General features: G+C 69.7%; 23 protein-coding genes and 4 tRNA genes. 17 read left to right on the plus strand and 10 right to left on the minus strand.

Annotation, left to right across the window (positions count from 1 at the left end; translation table 11 throughout):
* Positions 1-223 precede the first annotated feature (223 nt).
* The 4 genes from htpX (at position 224) to ACZ7M7_RS39970 (ending at position 2,418) form a co-directional block, all read left to right on the plus strand.
* Positions 224-1,084 (plus strand): zinc metalloprotease HtpX, encoded by an 861-nt coding sequence (htpX, locus tag ACZ7M7_RS39955; protein WP_328424705.1) that lies wholly within the window; start codon positions 224-226, stop codon positions 1,082-1,084.
* The gene (locus ACZ7M7_RS39960) at positions 1,081-1,476 is read left to right on the plus strand and encodes a YccF domain-containing protein (protein WP_383610034.1); all 396 of its coding nucleotides are present in this window, start codon (positions 1,081-1,083) and stop codon (positions 1,474-1,476) included. Before htpX ends, ACZ7M7_RS39960 begins: the two co-directional genes overlap by 4 nt.
* A 185-nt stretch (positions 1,477-1,661) precedes the next feature.
* Positions 1,662-2,228, plus strand: a complete 567-nt coding sequence (locus ACZ7M7_RS39965) for an SMI1/KNR4 family protein (RefSeq protein ID WP_472125785.1) — start codon at positions 1,662-1,664, stop codon at positions 2,226-2,228.
* A 25-nt stretch (positions 2,229-2,253) separates the two neighbouring features.
* A complete protein-coding gene (locus tag ACZ7M7_RS39970; protein WP_472125787.1) occupies positions 2,254-2,418 on the plus strand; it encodes a hypothetical protein in 165 nt (54 codons plus the stop codon).
* 166 nt (positions 2,419-2,584) lie between these two features.
* On the opposite strand, the gene ACZ7M7_RS39975 is transcribed toward ACZ7M7_RS39970, so the two are convergent.
* Positions 2,585-3,856 (minus strand): APC family permease, encoded by a 1,272-nt coding sequence (locus tag ACZ7M7_RS39975; protein WP_472125790.1) that lies wholly within the window; start codon positions 3,854-3,856, stop codon positions 2,585-2,587.
* A gap of 137 nt (positions 3,857-3,993) precedes the next feature.
* Here ACZ7M7_RS39975 and ACZ7M7_RS39980 point away from each other — a divergent pair, with 137 nt between their 5' ends.
* Complete coding sequence (locus tag ACZ7M7_RS39980; RefSeq protein WP_383610026.1) at positions 3,994-4,260, plus strand: GlsB/YeaQ/YmgE family stress response membrane protein; 267 nt, start codon at positions 3,994-3,996, stop codon at positions 4,258-4,260.
* Positions 4,261-4,424: 164 nt separating this feature from the next.
* On the opposite strand, the gene ACZ7M7_RS39985 is transcribed toward ACZ7M7_RS39980, so the two are convergent.
* The gene (locus ACZ7M7_RS39985; protein ID WP_383610024.1) at positions 4,425-4,913 is read right to left on the minus strand and encodes a YajQ family cyclic di-GMP-binding protein; all 489 of its coding nucleotides are present in this window, start codon (positions 4,911-4,913) and stop codon (positions 4,425-4,427) included.
* Between the two features lie 225 nt (positions 4,914-5,138).
* Between ACZ7M7_RS39985 and ACZ7M7_RS39990 the strand changes: the two genes are divergently transcribed.
* Positions 5,139-5,220 (plus strand) — tRNA-Tyr (locus ACZ7M7_RS39990).
* 268 nt (positions 5,221-5,488) lie between these two features.
* On the opposite strand, the gene ACZ7M7_RS39995 is transcribed toward ACZ7M7_RS39990, so the two are convergent.
* The 3 genes from ACZ7M7_RS39995 to ACZ7M7_RS40005 form a co-directional block, all read right to left on the minus strand.
* Positions 5,489-5,710 carry a helix-turn-helix domain-containing protein gene (locus tag ACZ7M7_RS39995; protein WP_383610021.1) on the minus strand — a complete coding sequence of 74 codons (222 nt, stop codon included), beginning with the start codon at positions 5,708-5,710 and terminating at the stop codon, positions 5,489-5,491.
* On the minus strand, positions 5,710-6,201 hold the full coding sequence (locus ACZ7M7_RS40000; protein ID WP_362079327.1) for a DUF2975 domain-containing protein: 492 nt from the start codon (positions 6,199-6,201) through the stop codon (positions 5,710-5,712). The genes ACZ7M7_RS39995 and ACZ7M7_RS40000 overlap by 1 nt, the downstream gene beginning before the upstream one ends.
* A 377-nt stretch (positions 6,202-6,578) precedes the next feature.
* Positions 6,579-7,346 carry a hypothetical protein gene (locus ACZ7M7_RS40005; RefSeq protein ID WP_472125795.1) on the minus strand — a complete coding sequence of 256 codons (768 nt, stop codon included), beginning with the start codon at positions 7,344-7,346 and terminating at the stop codon, positions 6,579-6,581.
* Between the two features lie 421 nt (positions 7,347-7,767).
* Between ACZ7M7_RS40005 and ACZ7M7_RS40010 the strand changes: the two genes are divergently transcribed.
* Positions 7,768-7,980: a hypothetical protein gene (locus tag ACZ7M7_RS40010; RefSeq protein WP_383630894.1), complete on the plus strand. Its 213-nt coding sequence runs from the start codon at positions 7,768-7,770 to the stop codon at positions 7,978-7,980.
* A 455-nt stretch (positions 7,981-8,435) separates the two neighbouring features.
* Here ACZ7M7_RS40010 and ACZ7M7_RS40015 read toward each other — a convergent pair whose 3' ends face one another.
* On the minus strand, positions 8,436-9,092 hold the full coding sequence (locus ACZ7M7_RS40015; RefSeq protein WP_472125797.1) for an SDR family oxidoreductase: 657 nt from the start codon (positions 9,090-9,092) through the stop codon (positions 8,436-8,438).
* A 164-nt stretch (positions 9,093-9,256) separates the two neighbouring features.
* The gene (locus ACZ7M7_RS40020; RefSeq protein WP_472125799.1) at positions 9,257-10,522 is read right to left on the minus strand and encodes an amidohydrolase family protein; all 1,266 of its coding nucleotides are present in this window, start codon (positions 10,520-10,522) and stop codon (positions 9,257-9,259) included.
* Positions 10,523-10,805: 283 nt separating this feature from the next.
* On the opposite strand from ACZ7M7_RS40020, the gene ACZ7M7_RS40025 reads away from it, so the two are divergent.
* From ACZ7M7_RS40025 to ACZ7M7_RS40060, 8 genes are all read left to right on the plus strand, one after another.
* A tRNA-Thr gene (locus ACZ7M7_RS40025) sits at positions 10,806-10,878 on the plus strand.
* Positions 10,879-10,924: 46 nt separating this feature from the next.
* A tRNA-Met gene (locus ACZ7M7_RS40030) sits at positions 10,925-10,997 on the plus strand.
* A gap of 89 nt (positions 10,998-11,086) precedes the next feature.
* Positions 11,087-11,251 (plus strand): 50S ribosomal protein L33, encoded by a 165-nt coding sequence (gene rpmG, locus ACZ7M7_RS40035; protein WP_003948671.1) that lies wholly within the window; start codon positions 11,087-11,089, stop codon positions 11,249-11,251.
* Between the two features lie 134 nt (positions 11,252-11,385).
* The gene (locus ACZ7M7_RS40040) at positions 11,386-11,850 is read left to right on the plus strand and encodes an FAS1-like dehydratase domain-containing protein (protein WP_472125802.1); all 465 of its coding nucleotides are present in this window, start codon (positions 11,386-11,388) and stop codon (positions 11,848-11,850) included.
* Between the two features lie 5 nt (positions 11,851-11,855).
* Positions 11,856-12,284, plus strand: a complete 429-nt coding sequence (locus tag ACZ7M7_RS40045; RefSeq protein WP_383610003.1) for a MaoC family dehydratase — start codon at positions 11,856-11,858, stop codon at positions 12,282-12,284.
* A gap of 113 nt (positions 12,285-12,397) precedes the next feature.
* Entirely contained in the window at positions 12,398-12,964 is a 567-nt protein-coding gene (locus ACZ7M7_RS40050; protein ID WP_472125805.1) for a TetR/AcrR family transcriptional regulator, read from the plus strand.
* Positions 12,965-13,075: 111 nt separating this feature from the next.
* Positions 13,076-14,536 (plus strand): MFS transporter, encoded by a 1,461-nt coding sequence (locus ACZ7M7_RS40055; RefSeq protein WP_472125808.1) that lies wholly within the window; start codon positions 13,076-13,078, stop codon positions 14,534-14,536.
* A gap of 410 nt (positions 14,537-14,946) precedes the next feature.
* A complete protein-coding gene (locus ACZ7M7_RS40060; RefSeq protein ID WP_472125812.1) occupies positions 14,947-16,002 on the plus strand; it encodes a UDP-N-acetylmuramate dehydrogenase in 1,056 nt (351 codons plus the stop codon).
* Positions 16,003-16,030: 28 nt separating this feature from the next.
* On the opposite strand, the gene ACZ7M7_RS40065 is transcribed toward ACZ7M7_RS40060, so the two are convergent.
* Positions 16,031-16,663: an NAD(P)-dependent oxidoreductase gene (locus ACZ7M7_RS40065; protein WP_383615513.1), complete on the minus strand. Its 633-nt coding sequence runs from the start codon at positions 16,661-16,663 to the stop codon at positions 16,031-16,033.
* A gap of 140 nt (positions 16,664-16,803) precedes the next feature.
* On the opposite strand from ACZ7M7_RS40065, the gene ACZ7M7_RS40070 reads away from it, so the two are divergent.
* The gene (locus tag ACZ7M7_RS40070) at positions 16,804-17,400 is read left to right on the plus strand and encodes a TetR/AcrR family transcriptional regulator (protein ID WP_427840389.1); all 597 of its coding nucleotides are present in this window, start codon (positions 16,804-16,806) and stop codon (positions 17,398-17,400) included.
* Between the two features lie 21 nt (positions 17,401-17,421).
* Here ACZ7M7_RS40070 and ACZ7M7_RS40075 read toward each other — a convergent pair whose 3' ends face one another.
* The gene (locus tag ACZ7M7_RS40075; RefSeq protein WP_383615507.1) at positions 17,422-18,450 is read right to left on the minus strand and encodes an adenosine deaminase; all 1,029 of its coding nucleotides are present in this window, start codon (positions 18,448-18,450) and stop codon (positions 17,422-17,424) included.
* Positions 18,451-18,593: 143 nt separating this feature from the next.
* Positions 18,594-19,820: a pyridoxal phosphate-dependent aminotransferase gene (locus tag ACZ7M7_RS40080; protein ID WP_383615504.1), complete on the minus strand. Its 1,227-nt coding sequence runs from the start codon at positions 19,818-19,820 to the stop codon at positions 18,594-18,596.
* 284 nt (positions 19,821-20,104) lie between these two features.
* On the opposite strand from ACZ7M7_RS40080, the gene ACZ7M7_RS40085 reads away from it, so the two are divergent.
* Positions 20,105-20,177 (plus strand) — tRNA-Trp (locus ACZ7M7_RS40085).
* Positions 20,178-20,281 lie beyond the last annotated feature (104 nt).

Here is a 20,281-nt window from a genome sequence, read left to right on the forward strand (position 1 = left end):
TGTACGCGCGCGTGGATCACTCGACCCCCACGCGCGCGTAGCCGTGCGCCGGCGCCTTCACCCGGACGGCCCACGCCCGCAGCCCTGCGCACAAGGGAACCCGTGGCCCTCGCCTGGCGTTGACCAGTACAGAAGGGTCCACTGGACGTGAGACCACGGCACCAGTGGCATCGGAGATCGACCAGCAAAGGGTTCCCCTGCCGCACCACTTGGAGGGCGTACCGTGCACCGCCGGCACAACGGGCTCAGGACCGCAGTCCTCCTCGGGGGACTGTCCGCAGTCATCATCGTCATCGGCAGTTTCTTCGGCCGGATGGGGCTCGTCATTGCGGTCCTGATCGCGCTGGCCACGAACGCGTACGCGTACTGGAACAGCGACAAGCTGGCGCTGCGCGCGATGCGCGCCCGCCCGGTCAGCGAGTTCGAGGCCCCGGCCCTGTACCGCATGGTCCGCGAGCTCTCCACCCAGGCCCGCCAGCCCATGCCCCGCCTCTACATCTCCCCGACAGAGGCGCCGAACGCGTTCGCGACGGGCCGCAACCCGCGCAACGCGGCCGTGTGCTGCACCGAAGGAATCCTTCGCCTCCTCGACGAGCGCGAACTGCGGGGCGTCATCGGCCACGAGCTCAGCCACGTCTACAACCGGGACATCCTGATCTCGTCGGTCGCCGGCGCCCTCGCCTCGGTGATCATGTTCCTGGTCAACTTCGCCTGGCTGATCCCGATCGGCCGCTCCGATGACGACGACGGCCCCGGCATCCTCGGCATCCTGCTGATCATGATCCTCGGCCCGCTCGCCGCCACGCTCATCCAACTGGCCATCAGCCGCTCCAGGGAGTACGAGGCGGATGCGTCCGGCGCCCAGCTCACGGGCGACCCGCTCGCCCTCGCCAGCGCCCTGCACAAGCTCGAACTCGGCACCAAGCAGCTCCCGCTGCCCCCCGAGCCCCGCATCGAGACGGCCAGTCACATGATGATCGCGAACCCCTTCCGCCCAGGTCAGGGGTTCTCCAAGATGTTCTCCACCCACCCACCCATGGCGGACCGTATCGCCCGACTCCAAAAGATGGCAGGACCCCGATGAAGACCATCCTGAACGTCATCTGGCTCGTCCTGAGCGGCTTCTGGCTGTTCATCGCCTACCTGGCCGCGGGCCTACTGCTGTGCATCACCATCATCGGTATCCCGTTCGGCATCGCGGCCTTCCGCATCGGCGTCTACGCGCTGTGGCCCTTCGGATACACCACGATCGAACGCCGCGACGCCGGAGCGCCGTCGTGCGTCGGCAACGTCCTGTGGCTGGTCCTTGCGGGCTGGTGGCTGGCCCTCGGCCACATCGCCACCGGCATCGTGCTGTGCATCACGATCATCGGCATCCCGTTCGGCATCGCCAACTTCAAGCTGATCCCGGTGTCGCTCTTCCCGCTGGGCCGCGAAATCGTGCCGTCAGACCAGCCGTTCGCTCAGGGCTGGTAGCGGCTCGCAGCGGGTAGGGGCGAGTTGGGGGGAATCGAGCGGGGGGGCGGGCGAAGCGCGCCGGGGGCGGGCGCTCCGTGCCGGGGCGTGCGAACCGCGCCGAGCGATAGCCACGGGTTTTTCCACAACCTCGGGGTTATCCACAGGCCCGCTCGATTGTCAGTGGCGGCTTGCATCATGAACGCATGACCGAGAACGAGCAGTTGCTGACGAGGGTGGCGGACAAGGCCCGCAACACCCGACCGTGGGGCTGGACTTTGCTCCCCGAGCCCGTGGACGCGGCCACCGTGGCACGTGCCGAGGCCGCTCTCGGCTTCGGCCTGCACCCGCTGCTCGCCGACCTCTACCTGCGTATTGGAGACGGCGGATTCGGTCCGGAGTACGGCCTGCTGCCCCTGCTCGACAGCTCTCCGGCCGGCGAACCCGCCGCCGTCATCCAGTACCTCGCCAACCGCGAGAACGGCCGCAAGGACCTCGACTGGCCTTGGCCTGAGGGCGTTCTGCCGATATCCCACTGGGGCTGCGCGATGTACGCGTGCGTGGACTGCCACAGCCCACAGGCCACCGTCCTCCTCTTCGAACCCAACGCCGACGACGCCGACGGGGCCTGGTACGTGGACGCCCCGAGCCTCACGGACTGGCTGCGCGCCTGGGTCGACGGCACTGGCTGGTACGAGGAGACGAACGACGAGCTGGAGCTGGCCCCTTGGACCGATTTCCGTATACGTACGGCTACGGCCGGGGCGTCCTGAGGAGACGCGGATCGGCGGCCACCTGGTGGACCGACGGCCGGTTGAGTGGCTCGACCGGTGGAGTGGAGCGACGATCGGCGCGCACTCCGAGGGTGCCGAGCAGGCCGTTCTCACCGAGAGGAGCGACTTCACCCCCGAGTGGACCGAGGGCTGCGTGCGCCGCCACCTGGCGGCAGGCTCCGGCCACTGAGCGGCAGGCTAAGGCGACCTGGCGACCCGGCGGCCTCCTGCGGCCGCTGTTCGGTCAGCGCCCCCGCCTCCTAGAGACCGGTCACGCCACGCGGTTCGCTAGCCCCTCGCCCACACGCCGGCCCCGCAAGTCCCGCCCCCAACCAGCGACACGCGCGACCGTCGGCCTACCGCCCCTGGCCACCCCACCGCCGTGCCCCCCACCGCCGTCCCCCGTACGCGACCACACCCACCGCCAGCACACCCGTACCGACACCTACCGAGACCCACGGAAGCGAGAACGCCAGGATCACGCACCCGACGAGCCCCACCACCGGCACGACTCGCGAAGCCGCCGCCGAATCGAGAGTCCAGGCCGAGGCATTGGCCACCGCGTAATACGCCAGCACGCCGAAGGAGGAGAACCCGATCGCGCCTCGCACGTCCACCGTGGCGGCCAGGACCGCGACCACCGCGCCCGCGGCCAGTTCGGCACGGTGCGGCACCTGGAAGCGCGGATGCACGGCGGCCAGGACGCCGGGCAGATGCCGGTCGCGGGCCATGGCCAGCGTCGTCCGCGAGACACCCAGGATGAGAGCCAGCAGCGAGCCCAGCGCGGCGACGGCCGCGCCCACCCGCACCACAGGCACCAGCCCCGGCACCCCGGCTGCCCGCACCGCATCGGCCAGCGGCGCGCCGGCCTGCCCGAGAGCCTCCGACCCCAGCACGGAAAGGACAGCCACCGACACACACACGTACACCGCCAGAGCGATGCCCAGAGCCAGCGGAATCGCCCGGGGGATCGTGCGCGCAGGGTCCCGCACCTCCTCGCCGAGTGTCGCGATCCGCGCGTACCCGGCGAACGCGAAGAACAGCAGTCCCGCCGCCTCCAGCACTCCGCCCACGCCGCCTGAGGCCCCGATGGCCAGGCGACCGGCGTCGGACTGCCCGGACCCCAGACACACGACCACCACACAAGCGAGGACAGCCAGGACCACTGCCACGATTGCCCGCGTCAGCCAGGCGGACTTCTGGACACCGCCGTAGTTCACCGCGGTCAGCGCCACCACGGCCGCGACCGCCACCGCATGCGCCTGGCCCGGCCAGACGTACGCGCCCACGGTGAGCGCCATCGCTGCACAGGAGGCCGTCTTACCGACCACGAACGACCAGCCCGCGAGGTATCCCCAGAACTCCCCGAGCCGCTCGCGCCCGTACACATACGTGCCGCCCGAGGCCGGATACAGGGCGGCCAGTCGCGCCGACGACGTGGCGTTGCAGTAGGCGACCACGGCCGCGACCGCAAGCCCGAGCAGTAGTCCGGACCCGGCCGCGCGTGCCGCCGGCGCGAGGGCGGCGAAGATCCCGGCCCCGACCATCGAGCCGAGTCCGATGACCACAGCGTCGCCGACACCAAGGGTGCGCCGCAGCTCGGGGGACGGTGGGTCGGACCGTGTCATGGCCCGAACCCTACTGATCGCTTGCAACCGAGGGGCGCCACCGTGACGTCCTGCTCATCAACAGAGCACGAACAAGCGCGCCCGAAATCACAGTGCCCGGAAAGTGCAGGCACAGCGCGGAAGGGCAGGTTCACGGCATGACGATCATCAGCTGGATCATTCTGGGGCTGTTGGCCGGGGCCATCGCCAAGGTTCTGCTGCCGGGCCGTGACCCGGGCGGCTTCATCGGCACGACGCTCATCGGTGTCGCCGGCGCGTTCATCGGTGGCTGGATCTCATCCCGCTGGCTGGACCACCCGATCAGCAAGGACTTCTACGACGGCGCAACCTGGGCCTCCGCGATCGGCGGTTCCCTGGTGCTCTTGGTCGCCTACCGCATCCTGTTCGGCCACTCTCGCAACTGAGCGAGGCGAGCACACCCCGGACCGCGGCCAGCAGGCGAGAAGGGTGGGCACCTGAGGTGCCCACCCTTCCTCGTACGGCGTCGAGGTCCCAGCCGTAGCCGTAGCCGTAGCCGTAGCCGAAGCCGGTGCCGAAGCCGAGCTGATGTCGGCATCGGATCAGTTGCTCACCGGTAGTTCACGAACTGCAGCGCGAAGTCGAAGTCCTTGCCCTTCAGCAGGGCGATCACGGCCTGCAGGTCGTCCCGGCTCTTGGAGCTGACTCGCAGCTCGTCGCCCTGCACTTGGGCCTTGATGCCCTTCGGACCCTCGTCGCGAATGATCTTCGCGACCTTCTTCGCGTTCTCCTGGGAGATGCCCTCCTCGATCGACGCGAAGATCTTGTACTCCTTGCCCGAGAGCTGGGGCTCGCCCGCGTCCAGGGACTTCAGCGAGATCCCGCGCTTGATCAGCTTGGACTGGAAGACGTCGAGGACGGCCTTCACCCGGTCCTCGGAGTTCGCCTCCAGCAGGATCTTTTCACCGGACCACGAGATCGAGGCACCCACGCCCTTGAAGTCGTAGCGCTGTGAGATCTCCTTGGCGGCCTGGTTGAGGGCGTTGTCGACCTCCTGCCGCTCGACCTTCGAGACGATGTCGAAACTGGAGTCGGCCATGTCCTGTGGCTCCTTGTATCGAGGTGCGTATGGGGTGCGTATCGGCGGGCGTGGGGGTGGCCGCCGAGCCCGGGGCAACCCGGGACCGCATCCGGACAAGCCTAGCCACCCCGTGTCCCCCGGGAGGCGATCAATCGGGTGGCGAAGCACCCCTCCGCATCGGGTATTGTTTACGTCGTTGCCAGCGAGCACCGCCGAAAAGCGGTTCGAAAGGCAGCAAACCCCGGCGGTGTGCCCGAGCGGCCAAAGGGAGCAGACTGTAAATCTGCCGGCTCAGCCTTCCCAGGTTCGAATCCTGGCGCCGCCACGCTGAGGGAGACCCCCTCTGATCAGGGAAACAGCCTGATCAGAGGGGGTCTTTCGTTCATCGCCTTCGTTCGACTTGCCCTGGACGGGGCGTGGACGTGTCTCACCTCGTATCGCCCGTATCCCACTGTTGATCAGTGCGTGCCCCCCAGGTGTCCCCCGGGGGGCAGGGCTTCGGCGTAGTCGCGTGACCTCCGTTTCGTGATCGGAATCTCGCGGAGTTGGTCAAAGGCAAGCGGGATCGGCGATGACGCGTCGGCCGGCACGGTTCATTCGCCCGCGGTGTCCTCGGCCTCCCAGCGCAGCAGGTCGCCTGGCTGGCAGTTGAGCACCTGGCAGAGCGCGGCGAGTGTCGCGAACCGCACTGCCTTGGCACGGCCGTTCTTGAGTACCGCCAGATTGGCGGGCGTGATCCCTACGCGGTCTGCGAGTTCGCCCACGGACATCTTCCGCTTGGCCAGCATCACGTCGATGTCGACAGCGATCGGCATCAGATCACCTCGTCCAACTCGGCCTGCATTTGCGCCGCTTCGACGTCGCGGGCGACGGCCTGGGCGAGCAGCATCCGCAGCACGAGCACGATGAGCGCGACTCCCAGGATGGCCAGGCCGATCCCGCCCATGATGAGGGTGACGCCCGGGTCGTCCCGCTGGCCGGGCGCATTGAGGGCCGTGACTGCGAACCACACGAGGGCAGCCGCAACGATCGCGCCGATGATGACGTCCACGTACCGGAAGGCGGCGTGAGAGAACACGGTTCCGCGTCGCACCATCGTGACCAGTCGCCATACACAGACCAGGGCGACCTGGGCCGTCCCGATGCCCAGGATCGTGATCACGCGCAGCGGGGTCAGCGGGAGCGACCCGTCCTCCGGGTCACTCCCGCTGACCAACGCCCACACCATCAATGCCTGTACGAACACGGTGCCGGTGAGCACCACCACGAGCACGGCGCGCAGCGCGCGCACTGTCAGCTTTCCCATGCCCCATCCCTCCATCGAGCTACGATGGGAATCTATCGAATTTCGATAGGTTAAGCAAAGGCTGTGTCGGAGGGCGGGCCAGCGGATCGCATCATGGCGGGATGGCGTCACCCCCTCCTGCGGCATGGCGCGATGCGAAGATTTTCGATCTTGCCGAAGTCGACCCGCTTTGCCGCAAATCGGACACCATGCGACTACGCCGAAGCCTGCCCCCGGGGGTGTCACTCGGGCTCGTTCCACTCCCGAAGTGCAGCGCGTCGATCCGGCTGCTTCACAGCCAAGTACGCATCCGCACACGCCGTTGGGTACGCGGTCCGGCCCCGAGGTCGCGCCGGAACGGGACGTGCAGTCACGGGATCCGCCGCGCCCGCTCGTCGTCAGTAGCGGTAGCCGTTCCAGTGCGGATCCGTCCAGCGGTCCTCGCCGGCGAGTCCGAGCAGTCGTATCCGGTGCTGCAGATCCTCCGATGCGCCCGACTCGCGGAGCCGCACCGCAGCGTGGCCGAGGAGCCAGGCGACCAGTTCGGCGCGCATCTCCTCCTCGTCGTGCTCGTACCAGCCGACGCTCCACGGCAGGCTGTCGGCCAGGAGCGCGCCCTCCCATTCCGCCACCGCCTCGGCGAGACGTTGGTCGCTGAGGTACCCGGCCTGCTTCTCCCATTCGTCAAGCCAGGGGCCTACCGATCCGGACGCCTCGGCACACATCACGAAGACCTGATGCGCCGGGACGACCGCATCCGGATCGGTGAGGCTGTCCTCCCACCAGGCATGCAGAAACTCGCGTACCGAACCGGCGCGATTGTCGGGCCACTGCTGCCAGCTGCCGCGGGCGAAGGAATACCCGGCCTCTTCCAGGCCGAACAGGGGTTCCGCGCGACCGGCGACCAGGACCGGGGCGAACTGCGGCAGGATGCGGCGCAGCACGGCCGCGTGATCGGTCCAGTCGATGGCCTGCCACGTCCGGCGCAGGAGATCCGGCTCCAGCTCCACGTCCGGTGTCTTCAGAAGGGAGAGCTCCTCCGCACTGCCCCAGTGGCATTCGCAGTTGCTCTCGTCCGGATGCGCGGTCATGCCGCGGAAAGTGACGGCGAGGTTGCCCAGGGCGGCGCTGAGGCGGTGGCGCGCCGGATGGTCGGCGAGATGCATGATGTGCCCGGCCTTCGAGGACTCCGTACGGCTTCCGCCGGCCGAAGGTTGCCACCTTACCCGGGTAACGCGGGCCTGTGGCTGGCCGCCCAGGGACGGGTGCGGACCGCGATGAGCCAACAGCGACGTGAAGCAAGCGCTAAGCCCAGGCTGACATCCACGAGTGACATCAACAGTGCCGGACGGCAGCATGCCTGCACGGGCTGTTACGGCTGGCACCACCACTCGACTCCACGGCAGAGTCGAGCGCTGATCGAACTCCTGAAGCGGTGGTCGGCCGCCCTCTATGGATGTCTGCGCAGCCCCTCGCCCTCACTCTGCTTCCCCCAGGCGTCCCCCCCCGCAGGGGGCAGTACACGGAAAGCCGCAGGTCCTGGAAGGTGAACTGGGCCCGCTGTCACGGCCGGGGCACACTGACCCCATGGCCACGCCCCGCAGAAGCTGCCCCGAGTGTCGCCGTGAGATCGCTGTCGTCGCCGGTCGGTTCGCGCGGCATGATCCACCCGGTGCGCGGGAGCACGGGGAACTCGTGTCGTGCCCCGGATCACGGCGGCCGACGCAACTCGGTGCCGCGCAGCCTGCATTGGACGGGTATGTCGTGCCCGATTTCCCCGGCCAGCTTCCGCTGTTCTGAGCGCCCCGTCGATGGCCCCAGATCTCATCGACGGTGCTGGCGCGCCCTGCTTAGACCCCCACACGGCCCCGCCGCGCCCTGCTCCGAGCCCCGCACGGCCCCGCCGCACCGGCCCCAAGCGTCGCTTCGCCAGCGGATGCTGGACGCCCGTCTGCGTACCCGTACCAACCGACTCGCCGCCCTCATCCGGGCGCAGCCGATCCTGCCGTAGGCGCACCAACCATGCGTGAATCAGCTGTACGCGCTGGAGCCGTGCGCGACCTCGCCGTACGCGATCCAGCCTCACGAGAGGATGCGCCGCCGCGAACTGAACTGCCGCGCCCAATACGCGCGTACCGCCTCGCAGCCTCGCAGCCTCGCAGCCTCGCAGCCTCGCAGCCTCGCAGCCGGGCTCCGTCCATGACGTGCCGGGTGCCCGGAGGGAGCCAGAACTTCCGCCCCCTCCGGGCCCATCTTCAGTTCCCCGCCACCGACTTCACCGCCACCGACACCGGGGCCGAGCCGCTGATGAGTTCGAGGGTCAGGCCGGCCGTGGCCGGGGTGTCGAGCAACTCCGCGAGTGCGGCGGCCACGTCGTCGCGCGGGATCGGCCCGCGGCCGGTGTGGGCCTCTAGGCGGACCAGGCCGGTTCCGGCGTCGTTCGTCAGCGCGCCGGGGCGCAGGATCGTCCAGTCCAGGGCGTCCAGACCGCGGACGTACTCGTCGGCCGCGCCCTTGGCGCGCAGGTAGACGTCGAAGATCTCGTCGCCCTGGTGCCCCGGGTCCGCGCCCATGGACGACACGACCACGAAGCGCCGTACGCCCGCCTGGACCGCCGCGTCAGCGAACAGCACCGCCGCACCCTTGTCCACCGTGTCCTTGCGGCCCGTCCCGCTGCCCGGCCCCGCGCCGGCGGCGAACACGGCCGCGTCCGCGCCTCGTAGGTGTGCCGCGACCTCCTCGACCGAGGCCGACTCCAGGTCCAGCACGACGGGTTCGGCGCCGGCCTCCCGCAGATCGTCGCCCTGTTCGGCCTTGCGGATGATCCCCGCGACCTCGTTCCCACGCGCGGCGAGCAGGCGCTCCAGCCGCAGCGCGATCTGACCATGACCACCAGCGATGACAATGCGCATGTCTTCGACCGTACGCCCGGACAGCCCCGTTCGCCGCACGACTTCAGCCACGCCTCACGTCACCACGGGCACACGGCTCACATCCCCACGCCGGGCGCACGCCTCACCCGCGGGCGTCCGGTGCACGAGCTGCCCGCGCACTCCTGGGCGTGCACCTACATCCCTCACGACACCTCGCCCCGCCCCTGCCGCGGCAGCCCCAACTCCGCGGCCACGGCGGAGTTGCAGTACTCCCGCACCGCGCTCGTCCGCGCCACCACGCGCCCCCGGTGCACCACGATGCGGCTGTACGCCAGGGACAGCGCCCCCGCCAGCCGGTCCCCGCGCAGCGCCAGCAACTCGGCAGGGAAGCCCGCCTCCACCCGCACCTCGGGCAGACCCAGCGCCGCACGCGCCGACGCACTCACGGCGTCGTAGGCGTCCTCGGGGCGCAGCCCGTGACGTGAGGACAGCAGGTAGGCGGCCTCGAGTGGGTCCCCGCGTCCCACGGGGTTCGACACGTCCCTCATGGCGCCGCTCCCCGCGGCGACGCGTACGCCCGCGGCGCGCAGCAGTCGTACGGGCGCCGTGCTTCGTCGTTCGGCGCCCCCGCAGCCGCCCTGCGGCAGGCACACCACCGTCACCCCGGCCGCCGCGAGCTGGTCCGCGGTGCGGGAAGCCACCTGGGCGGGCAGGCGTCCCAGGCCGCCGCAGGGACCGAGGGTCACGCCGGGGCGCAGTCCTCCGGCCATCGCGGCGAGCCGGGCCAGGCGTGCCGGGTCGGTGGCGTCGGTGTGCAGATCGACGGGGCAGCCGTGCTCGGAGGCGACCTCGAGGACCGCCTCCACGTAGCCCGTCGGATCCGGGTCCAGGTCGGGGCAGCCGCCGACCACGGACGCGCCCATCTTCAGCGCGTCCCGCAGCATGGCGAGCCCCTCGGCTCCGGCCACTCCGGTCAGCAGCCGTGGCATCGCCACCGTCGTCAACTCGGTGAGCCCGCGCAGGGAACGCCGTGCCTGCAGGACCGCCTCCAGCGCGCCCAGCCCTTGGACGTCGCCCACGCGCACATGTGCCCGCAGCGCGGTCGCCCCGTGCCCGAGTTGGAGCAGGGCGGCCTCGGTGGCGCGGCGCTGGACGTCCTGGGGCTCGTACGAGACGGGTCCGCCCTCGTCGGCCGAGAGTGCGGTGTCGCCGTGGGCGTGCGGTTCGGCCGGGGCCGGCAGAAGCAGGTAGCCGCCGAGGTCCACACGCGCGCCGCACGCGTGCGTGCCGTCCCCCGCCAGGCTCCCCGCCGTGCCGACCGCCTCGATGCGTCCGCCGCCCAGCCGTACGTCCACCGTCCGGCCGTCGGTGAGCCGCGCCCCGCACAGCAGCAGAGCACCCGGGTCGGCCGGTCCGGACGAGCCCGACGAGGACGACGAGTGCGGCGGCTGGGGATGACTGTCGGGCATCGCGCTCCAGAGGCTCGGGCTGCGCATCGGGCCGCGGGCACGGTGCCGGGGGGTGCGCCGGGCCCGCAAGATCACGCAGAGTGAGTCGAGCCTAGGGTGGCGATACGGCTCGGGCGCGCAGGAGCGCAATAGTCGTACCGGTGTGGTCGGCCGAACGGAGCCGTCCCACGCGGTGCCGCAGTGGCCCGTGAGACGCCTGCGCGGTGCTCCGTTCGGCCCCCGGCAGGTGCCGCGAAACGGATTTGGGTGAACGGCCGCTGAGCGTGTAATGTCTTCATCGCTCGCCCCAATAGCTCAGTCGGTAGAGCGTCTCCATGGTAAGGAGAAGGTCTACGGTTCGATTCCGTATTGGGGCTCTGGTGTGTGAGGTTTCCGTCGCGAGACGGGAACCGATCGCATCACAGCGGTGTAGCTCAGTCGGTAGAGCAAGCGGCTCATAATCGCTGTGTCACCGGTTCAAGTCCGGTCACCGCTACTGACAGTAGCCGATTGCGGGGTCGGTCCTTCGATCGGCTACTCTTCTATGCGTTAAACCATCCCATCCGTTCGTCAAGGAGCACTCACGTGGCTGCCACCGACGTCCGCCCGAAGATCACGCTGGCCTGCGTGGAGTGCAAGGAGCGGAACTACATCACCAAGAAGAACCGGCGTAACAACCCGGACCGTCTTGAGATGAAGAAGCACTGCCCGCGTTGCAATGCGCACACCGCGCACCGCGAGACGCGATAAATCAGGCTCGTACGCGAGGCCGCCCCCGATCGTGGGGGCGGCCTCGCGTCGTTTCCGCCCCGGTTACCGGTCGGTTCGACCGATCCCGGTGAACCAGCAGGTCAACGGCAGCAGACAGCAGGAGGTGCCGAGCCATGGCGCTCGACCAGTCCTTCGTGGGGCGGAGTTACCCGCCCACCGAGCCCTACGAGGTGGGCCGGGAGAAGATCCGTGAGTTCGCGGAGGCAGTGGGGGACGCCAATCCGGCGTACACGGACCCGGATGCCGCCAAGGCGCTCGGCCACCCCGATGTGATCGCCCCGCCGACCTTCGTGTTCTCGATCACCTTCAAGGCCGCCGGCCAGGTCCTCAAGGACCCGCAGCTGGGCCTGGACTACAGCCGCGTCGTGCACGGCGACCAGAAGTTCTCCTACGCGCGCCCGGTGCGCGCCGGTGACCGGCTGGCCGTCACGTCGACCATCGAAGCCATCAAGTCCATGGCGGGCAACGAGATCCTGGACATCCGTGGCGAGGTCCACGACGAGGCGGGGGAGCACGTCGTGACCGCCTGGACCAAACTCGTGGCTCGCGGCGCGGACGCCGAAGAAGGGGAGGGCTGAGACCCATGACGGCGAAGATCGCGTACGGCGATGTCGAGGTCGGCACCGAACTGCCGCCCCAGAGCTTCCCCGTGACCCGCGCCACGCTCGTCCAGTACGCGGGCGCCTCGGGTGACTTCAACCCGATCCACTGGAACGAGAAGTTCGCCAAGGAGGTCGGGCTGCCGGACGTCATCGCGCACGGCATGTTCACGATGGCCGAGGCGATCCGCGTCGTGACCGACTGGACCGGCGACCCCGGCGCCGTCGTCGAGTACGGCGTCCGCTTCACCAAGCCCGTCGTCGTGCCGAACGACGACCAGGGCGCCACGATCGAGGTCAGCGGCAAGGTCGCGGTCAAGCTCGACGACAACAAGGTCCGCGTGGACCTGACCGTGAAGAGCGCCGAGCAGAAGGTGCTCGGGATGTCCCGGGCGGTCGTACAGCTGGCGTGAACGGTACGCGCGTGCCGTGATGCAAGGGGCGTCCTCCCTGGTGGGGCGCCCCTTACGCATTCTCCGGCCATCCCCGCTTGCCTAGTTAGTGATTGAGTACTAACTTAGGTTCCATGGCCAGGATGAGCGCAGAAGAACGGCGTGAGAGCGTCGTCCGCGCGGCGATGACCGAGTTCGCCCGCGGTGGGTACTACGGCACGTCGACCGAGGCGATCGCCAAGCGGGTCGGCGTCTCGCAGCCGTATCTCTTCCGGCTCTTCCCGGGCAAGAAGGCGATCTTCCTCGCGGCGGCCGAACGCTGTGTGGAGGACACCATCCGGATGTTCGCGGAGGCCTCCGACGGGCTGGAGGGTGAAGAGGCCCAGCGCGCCATGGGTGCCGCGTACCGGAAGGTCGTCTCCGACCAGCCCGAGCGGCTGATGATGCAGATGCAGATGTACCTCGCCGTCGCGGCCGCCGAGCAGGAGGGCGACCACGAGTTCGGCGAGGCCGTACGCGCCGGCTGGATGCGGCTGTGGGACACCGTCCATCTGCCGCTGGGGGCGGACGTCCATGAGACGACGACCTTCATGGCGTACGGGATGCTCATCAACTGCCTCGTCACCATGGGCTTCCCTCCCGACCACCGAGTCTGGGCGGGGATGGAACTGCCGAAGCGGGCCGGGGAGCAGCACGCGTAGAAGAAGGGTGAGGTGGCTCACCTGGATTCTTCATGATCCCGAAAGTTAGTGACTAATAACTACTCAAGCAGTCCGACGCAGGAACCGGAACGCATCACCTCTGGGGGAGCGATGTCACACCAGACCGAACAGAACGCGCGGTCCGCGCGCCGTGGCGGGGCCGCCTGGGCCCTGATCATCACCAGCGTCGCCGGGTTCATGGCGGCGCTCGACAACCTCGTCGTCACCACCGCACTGCCCTCCATCCGCGAGGACCTGGGCGGAGGGCTGCACGACCTGGAGTGGACGGTGAGTGCATACACACTCACCTTCGCCGTCCTGCTGATGTTCGGGGCGGCGCTCGGCGACCGCTTCGGTCGTCGCCGGCTCTTCCTCGTCGGCATCTCGATCTTCACGGTCGCGTCCGCCGCCGCGGCCCTCGCGCCCGGCATCGACTCCCTGATCGCCGCCCGCGCGGTGCAGGGCGCCGGTGCGGCGATCATGATGCCGCTGACGCTGACCCTGCTGACGGCGGCCGTGCCCGTGGCCAAGCGCGGGATGGCGTACGGCATCTGGGGTGCCGTCAACGGGCTCGCGATCGCGTCCGGGCCGCTGATCGGCGGCAGCCTCACCGAGCACATCTCCTGGCAGTGGATCTTCTGGCTGAACGTTCCGCTGGGCCTCGCCCTGCTGCCGCTCGCCCGGCTGCGCCTTGCCGAGTCGTACGGCGTCGGCGCCCGGCTCGACATCCCCGGCACCCTGCTCGCCAGCGGCGGTCTCTTCGGGATCGTGTACGGCCTGGTGCGCGGCCCCGCCGACGGCTGGACCGGAGGCCTGGTCCTGACCGGTCTGTTCGCCGGAGGCGCCCTGCTGGTCGGGTTCGTCCTCTACAGCACGCGCGCCAAGAACCCGATGCTGCCGATGCGGCTGTTCCGCTCCCGCGCGTTCTCCGGGATCAATGCCGCGAGCATGCTGATGTTCCTCGGCATGTTCGGGTCGATCTTCCTGCTCAGCCAGTACATGCAGATCGTGCTCGGCTACTCGCCGACGGAGGCTGGGCTGCGGATGCTGCCGTGGACCGGCATGCCGATGCTCGTCGCGCCGATCGCCGGCATCCTCGCCGACCGCATCGGTGGCCGGCCCGTCGTGGCCACCGGGCTGTTCCTCCAGGCCGCCGGCCTCGCCTACATGGCGTACGTGGTCACCGTCGACGTCTCCTACGCCGCCCAGCTGCCCGGCCTGATCATCAGCGGCATCGGCATGGCCCTGTTCTTCGCCCCGGCCGCCCACCTGGTCATGTCCAGCGTTCGCGTCTCGGAGCAGGGCATCGCTTCCGGCGCGAACAACGCCCTGCGCGAGGTCGGCGGCGCGCTCGGCATCGCCGTCATGGCGTCGATCTTCTCCGCACAGGGCGGGTACGAGACCGGCCAGACCTTCGTCGACGGGCTACGGCCTGCGCTGGTCACCGGTGCGGCGGTGGTGGCTCTCGCGGGGGTGGCTGCGCTGCTGATCCCGGGGCGGGGGCGGAGTCGGGGCGACGGGGATGTGCGGGCGGCGGAGCAGGCGCCGACGCTGGAAGCGGTCGCCGGCTGACCACGGCGGGGGCGTAGCCAGCAGCAGTTCTCGCCCCCGCCGCCCCTACCCGTCCCGTCCCCAGGGGCTTCGCCCCCTCGACCCCCATCGGCCTGAACGGCCTCGTCCTCAAACGCCGGACGGGCTGAAATACCTGGACCGGCGTCGCACAGTGGCCGTGATGGCGTACCCCCGTTGGCGCCGCACCCGCCCACGGCGGCAAGGGGACGTGCCGGGGGGTGTTCGCCCGCAGTGACCGGCGTCAAGAAACGGCACCCACCCTGCCCAACCCCCACCGCCGGTCGGAGGACGGACACCCCCCGGCACGGCCCCGACCCACCACACCCCCGCAGGCGCCACGCGCACCCCCACCCCACCGCAACAGGCCGCCGCAGGCATCCCCGCCCCCACCGTCTCGTACTCTTGAGCCCGTGCAGGAACTCCACGACGCCCCCCTCGCCCCCCTCACCACCTTCCGCCTGGGCGGCCCCGCCACCCGGCTGGTCACCGCCACCACCGACGCCGAAGTGATCGACGTCGTGCGCGAGGCCGACGCGGACGGCACTCCGCTGTTGATCATCGGCGGTGGATCGAACCTGGTCATCGGGGACAAGGGCTTCGACGGCACCGCGCTCGTCATCGCCACGAAGGGCTTCGAGCTGGACGGCACCACGCTCGAGCTGGCCGCCGGCGAGGTCTGGACCGACGCCGTCGCCGGCACCGTGGAAGCCGGTCTCGCCGGCATCGAGTGCCTCGCCGGAATCCCCGGCTCCGCAGGCGCCACGCCGATCCAGAACGTCGGTGCGTACGGCCAGGAGGTCTCCTCGACGATCACCGAGGTGATCGCGTACGACCGGCAGGCAGGCCGGACCGTCGTCATCCCGAACGCCGACTGCGCCTTCTCCTACCGCCACAGCCGCTTCAAGGCCGACCCCGACCGTTACGTCGTGCTGCGCGTCCGCTTCCAGCTGGAGAACGCCGAAGGCCTCTCCGCCCCCATCAAGTACGCCGAGACCGCCCGCGTCCTCGGCGTCGAGCCCGGCGACCGCGTACCTCTCGCCGCCGCCCGCGAGACCGTGCTGAAGCTGCGTACCGGGAAGGGCATGGTCCTGGACGCCGAGGACCACGACACCTGGTCGGCCGGCTCCTTCTTCACCAACCCGATCCTCACCGACGAGCAGTTCACGGCCTTCCACGCGCGCGTGCGCGAGCACCTCGGCGCCGACGTGGAGCCGCCCGCGTACCCGGCGGGGGAGGGGCACACCAAGACGTCCGCGGCCTGGCTCATCGACAAGGCCGGCTTCACCAAGGGCTACGGCACCGGCCCCGCCCGCATCTCCACCAAGCACACCCTCGCCCTCACCAACCGCGGCGCAGCGACCACCGAGGACCTCCTCGCGCTCGCCCGCGAGGTCGTGGCCGGAGTGTGCGAGGCCTTCGGCATCACGCTGGTCAACGAGCCGGTGACGGTCGGAGTCAGCCTCTAGCCCCCGGATGCTCCCGTAGCCGGGGCCCTCAGTAGGCCACCCCCACCCCCTGCTTCACCGTTGCCGGATCCCCCACCATCCCCAGCATCGCGTGCGCCACATCCGCCCGCCCGATGAAGCGCCCCTTGCCCGGGAACCCGCCAACCACCGTCCGGTACGTGCCGGTGAGCGGCTTGTCCTGCAGACGCGGGGGCCGTACGACGGTCCAGTCCGTGCCGCTGCCGGCCACCTCGGCCTCCATCTCCCGCAGGTCGGCGTATATGTCCTTGAGGACCGCCGACACGACGCCGAGAACGGCACGGTCCAGGACCCCGTCCCCCTCCGGCGCGGGTCCGACCGGCGCGGCGCTGACCACGAGCAGCCGCCGCACCTCCTCGGCCTCCAGGGCCGCAAGCACCGTCCGGGTCAGCCGTGCCGCGACGCCCGCATCCTTGCGCCCGCGGGCCCCGAGGCCGGACAGCACGGCGTTCCGTCCGGCGACGGCGGGCCGCAGCGCACCGGGGTCGGTGAGATCTGCTCGGAACACCTCCAGACGGTCACCGGTGAGGGGGAGACGCGCGGGGTCCCGTACGACGGCCGTGACCTCGTGACCGGCGTCCAGGGCCTGGCGGACGATCTCCTTGCCGATACCGCCGGTGGCGCCGAAAACGGTGAGTTTCATGAGAGCTCCCGTACGCATGAGACAGGTCGTTGGATTGCAGGGCAGGGTCGCCCCGATCGGTGGGTGAGTATTCACTCACCCCTGCACACCTCTAGAGTGAGTAAGTACTCACCCACCCGTCAAGGGCGATTGGACAAGCCATGGAGAACAAGCCGACCCGGGTCCGGCTTCTCGACGCCGCCCACGAGCTGATGCTCACGGTCGGGCTGGCTCGGGCGACGACGAAGGAGATCGCGCGGGCGGCCGGATGTTCCGAGGCGGCGCTCTACAAGCACTTCGACAGCAAGGAAGAGCTGTTCATCCGGGTGCTCACCGAGCGCCTGCCCCCACTGCGCCCCCTGCTCAGCAGCCTCGCCGCCGAGCCGGGCCGGCGCTCCCTCGAGGAGAACCTCACCGAGATCGCCCGCCAGGCGGCTCTGTTCTACGAACAGAGCTTCCCGATCGCCGCGTCGCTGTACGCGCAGACCGAGCTCAAGCGGCGGCACGACGACGCCATCCGGCAGATGGGGTCGGGCCCGCACGTGCCGATCCAGGAACTCGACACCTACCTGCGGGCCGAACAGGAACTGGGCCGGGTCAGCACCGACACGGACACGTTCGCGGCGGCATCGCTGCTGATGGGAGCCTGCGCACAGCGGGCGTTCGCCTATGACGCGACGAAGGAGGCCGTACGGCCGCCGGTGGACGAGTTCGCCACCCGGCTGACCCGCACGCTGCTGGCCGGTATCGCCGACTGATACCGGCCATGGACGAGCGCCCTAGGCGAGCCAGTCGTCCACCCCGGCCAACAGCTTCGCCTTCACCTCGTCCGGTGCCGCCGACCCCCGCACCGACTGCCGCGCCAGTTCCGCCAGTTCCTCGTCCGTGAAGGCGTGGTGCCGGCGGGCGATGTCGTACTGGGCGGCCAGACGCGAGCCGAAGAGCAGGGGGTCGTCGGCGCCCAGGGCCATCGGAACCCCGGCCTCGTACAGCGTCCGCAGCGGGATGTCCTCCGGCTTCTCGTAGACGCCGAGGGCGACGTTCGACGCGGGGCAGACCTCGCACGTCACGCCCCTGTCGGCGAGGCGCTTCAGCAGCCGCGGGTCCTCGGCGGCGCGCACCCCGTGGCCGATCCGGTTCGCGTCCAGGTCGTCCAGGCAGTCACGGACCGAGGACGGGCCGGTCAGCTCGCCGCCGTGCGGGGCCGACAGCAGGCCGCCCTCACGGGCGATGTGGAAGGCACGGTCGAAGTCCCGCGCCATGCCCCGGCGCTCGTCGTTCGACAACCCGAAGCCGACCACGCCCCGGTCGGCGTACCGCACCGCTAGCCGCGCCAGCGTGCGGGCGTCCAGGGGGTGCTTCATCCGGTTCGCGGCGACCAGGACGCGCATCCCGATCCCCGTGTCCCGCTCGGCCGCCTCCACCGCGTCCAGGATGATCTCCAGCGTCGGAATCAGACCGCCCAGCCGGGGCGCGTACGACGTCGGGTCGACCTGGATCTCGAGCCAGCCGGAACCGTCCTTGACGTCCTCCTCCGCGGCCTCTCTGACCAGCCGCTGGATGTCCTCCGGCTGCCGCAGGCACGAGCGGGCGGCGTCGTACAGGCGCTGGAAGCGGAACCAGCCCCGCTCGTCCGTCGCCCGTAGTTTCGGCGACTCCCCACGGGTCAGTGCGTCGGTCAGCGCCTCGGGCAGGCGCACACCGTACTTGTCGGCCAGTTCCAGCAGGGTCGCCGGCCGCATTGAGCCGGTGAAGTGCAGGTGCAGATGGGCTTTCGGCAGTTCAGAGACATCACGTACACGCTCCATTCCAGGATCCTGCCGTACGTGTACGCCGTCCCGGTAGCGGTTTCCCCGTTAGTGGTCTTGCTCGCACAAACAAATGGGTCACCCACGAAAAATGGGTCACCTCCGGAAAACCGGAGGTGACCCATGAGAACGGAAGGCGGACGTCAGTCCGTGGCCTCCGCCAGCAGCTTCTGGATGCGGCTCACGCCCTCGACGAGGTCCTCGTCCCCGAGCGCGTACGACAGGCGCAGATAACCCGGCGTGCCGAAGGCCTCGCCCGGCACCACCGCGACCTCCGCCTCCTCCAGGATCAGCGCGGCCAGCTCGACCGTGTCCTGCGGACGCTTGCCGCGGATCTCCTTGCCGAGCAGGGCCTTGACCGACGGGTACGCGTAGAAGGCGCCCTCGGGCTCCGGGCAGAGCACGCCGTCGATCTCGTTGAGCATCCGCACGATCGTCTTGCGGCGGCGGTCGAAGGCCTCCCGCATCTTCGCGACCGCGTCCAGGTCACCGGACACCGCGGCCAGCGCAGCGACCTGGGCGACGTTCGAGACGTTCGACGTGGCGTGCGACTGCAGGTTGGTCGCGGCCTTCACCACGTCCTTCGGGCCGATGATCCAGCCGACCCGCCAGCCCGTCATGGCGTACGTCTTGGCGACACCGTTGACCACGATGCACTTGTCGCGCAGCTCCGGCAGGACCGCGGGCAGCGACACGGACACCGTGTCGCCGTAGACCAGGTGCTCGTAGATCTCGTCCGTCAGCACCCACAGGCCGTGCTCGACGGCCCAGCGGCCGATGGCCTCGGTCTCGGCCTCGCTGTAGACCGCGCCCGTCGGGTTGGACGGCGACACGAAGAGGACGACCTTCGTCTTCTCCGTACGGGCCGCCTCAAGCTGCTCCACGGAGACGCGGTAGCCGGTCGTCTCGTCGGCGACGACGTCGACCGGGACGCCGCCCGCGAGACGGATCGACTCCGGGTACGTCGTCCAGTACGGGGCCGGGACGATGACCTCGTCGCCCGGGTCGAGGATCGCGGCGAAGGCCTCGTAGATGGCCTGCTTGCCGCCGTTGGTGACCAGGATCTGCGACACGTCGGGCTCGTAGCCGGAGTCGCGCAGCGTCTTCGCGGCGATCGCGGCCTTCAGCTCGGGCAGACCGCCGGCGGGGGTGTAGCGGTGGTACTTCGGGTTCTTGCAGGCCTCGATGGCGGCCTCGACGATGTAGTCCGGGGTCGGGAAGTCGGGCTCACCGGCGCCGAAGCCGATCACCGGACGCCCGGCGGCCTTGAGGGCCTTGGCCTTGGCGTCCACGGCGAGGGTGGCGGACTCGGAGATCGCGCCGACTCGGGTGGAGACCCGGCGCTCGGTCGGAGGGGTTGCAGGGCTCATGGGCCCATCGTTTCAGACAGGAAACGCGCCCGGCACGGGGGTTTCACGGACTGAACATCAGTTGAACAATCGTGCGGATCGCGGCCTCGGCCAGCGGATCTTGTGTTCGGCGGCCGGTGATCTTCGGCCGATCTTTCGCCGACCAAGCCCCCCACGGGCACTTTCTGTTCGACGGCGCGCCCAGGACCACGTACACTCTCACCTCGTTGGCCTTCAGCGGTCCGCAGTCGCAGGGTGTACACCGAGCACCCGTCCGGATGCGGTACGTTGGTGGACAGACACAAAGGGTCGTAGCTCAATTGGTAGAGCACTGGTCTCCAAAACCAGCGGTTGGGGGTTCAAGTCCCTCCGGCCCTGCTACACACACCTTCGCCAGGATGTGTGCGCATGTACGTACAGCAATGCACCGCCGTGCGGCTCAGACCGGGCGCGGCACGGCCACGACCCGGAATCAGGTGAGG

It is taken from the genome of Streptomyces sp. NPDC111606, from assembly GCF_055656945.1.

Excerpts from the sequence above, each read along its gene's own strand:
- ACZ7M7_RS39975 (WP_472125790.1), bottom strand. The coding sequence starts at position 3,856 with ATGACACGGTCCGACCCACCGTCCCCCGAGCTGCGGCGCACCCTTGGT.
- ACZ7M7_RS39985 (WP_383610024.1), bottom strand. The coding sequence starts at position 4,913 with ATGGCCGACTCCAGTTTCGACATCGTCTCGAAGGTCGAGCGGCAGGAG.
- ACZ7M7_RS39980 (WP_383610026.1), top strand. The coding sequence starts at position 3,994 with ATGACGATCATCAGCTGGATCATTCTGGGGCTGTTGGCCGGGGCCATC.
- ACZ7M7_RS39965 (WP_472125785.1), top strand. The coding sequence starts at position 1,662 with ATGACCGAGAACGAGCAGTTGCTGACGAGGGTGGCGGACAAGGCCCGC.
- ACZ7M7_RS40040 (WP_472125802.1), top strand. The coding sequence starts at position 11,386 with ATGGCGCTCGACCAGTCCTTCGTGGGGCGGAGTTACCCGCCCACCGAG.
- ACZ7M7_RS39995 (WP_383610021.1), bottom strand. The coding sequence starts at position 5,710 with ATGCCGATCGCTGTCGACATCGACGTGATGCTGGCCAAGCGGAAGATG.
- ACZ7M7_RS40055 (WP_472125808.1), top strand. The coding sequence starts at position 13,076 with ATGTCACACCAGACCGAACAGAACGCGCGGTCCGCGCGCCGTGGCGGG.
- ACZ7M7_RS40080 (WP_383615504.1), bottom strand. The coding sequence starts at position 19,820 with ATGAGCCCTGCAACCCCTCCGACCGAGCGCCGGGTCTCCACCCGAGTC.
- ACZ7M7_RS40070 (WP_427840389.1), top strand. The coding sequence starts at position 16,804 with ATGGAGAACAAGCCGACCCGGGTCCGGCTTCTCGACGCCGCCCACGAG.
- ACZ7M7_RS40015 (WP_472125797.1), bottom strand. The coding sequence starts at position 9,092 with ATGCGCATTGTCATCGCTGGTGGTCATGGTCAGATCGCGCTGCGGCTG.
- ACZ7M7_RS39960 (WP_383610034.1), top strand. The coding sequence starts at position 1,081 with ATGAAGACCATCCTGAACGTCATCTGGCTCGTCCTGAGCGGCTTCTGG.
- ACZ7M7_RS40020 (WP_472125799.1), bottom strand. The coding sequence starts at position 10,522 with ATGCCCGACAGTCATCCCCAGCCGCCGCACTCGTCGTCCTCGTCGGGC.
- ACZ7M7_RS40065 (WP_383615513.1), bottom strand. The coding sequence starts at position 16,663 with ATGAAACTCACCGTTTTCGGCGCCACCGGCGGTATCGGCAAGGAGATC.
- ACZ7M7_RS40010 (WP_383630894.1), top strand. The coding sequence starts at position 7,768 with ATGGCCACGCCCCGCAGAAGCTGCCCCGAGTGTCGCCGTGAGATCGCT.
- ACZ7M7_RS40000 (WP_362079327.1), bottom strand. The coding sequence starts at position 6,201 with ATGGGAAAGCTGACAGTGCGCGCGCTGCGCGCCGTGCTCGTGGTGGTG.
- ACZ7M7_RS40005 (WP_472125795.1), bottom strand. The coding sequence starts at position 7,346 with ATGCATCTCGCCGACCATCCGGCGCGCCACCGCCTCAGCGCCGCCCTG.
- ACZ7M7_RS40045 (WP_383610003.1), top strand. The coding sequence starts at position 11,856 with ATGACGGCGAAGATCGCGTACGGCGATGTCGAGGTCGGCACCGAACTG.
- ACZ7M7_RS40075 (WP_383615507.1), bottom strand. The coding sequence starts at position 18,450 with ATGGAGCGTGTACGTGATGTCTCTGAACTGCCGAAAGCCCATCTGCAC.
- ACZ7M7_RS40050 (WP_472125805.1), top strand. The coding sequence starts at position 12,398 with ATGGCCAGGATGAGCGCAGAAGAACGGCGTGAGAGCGTCGTCCGCGCG.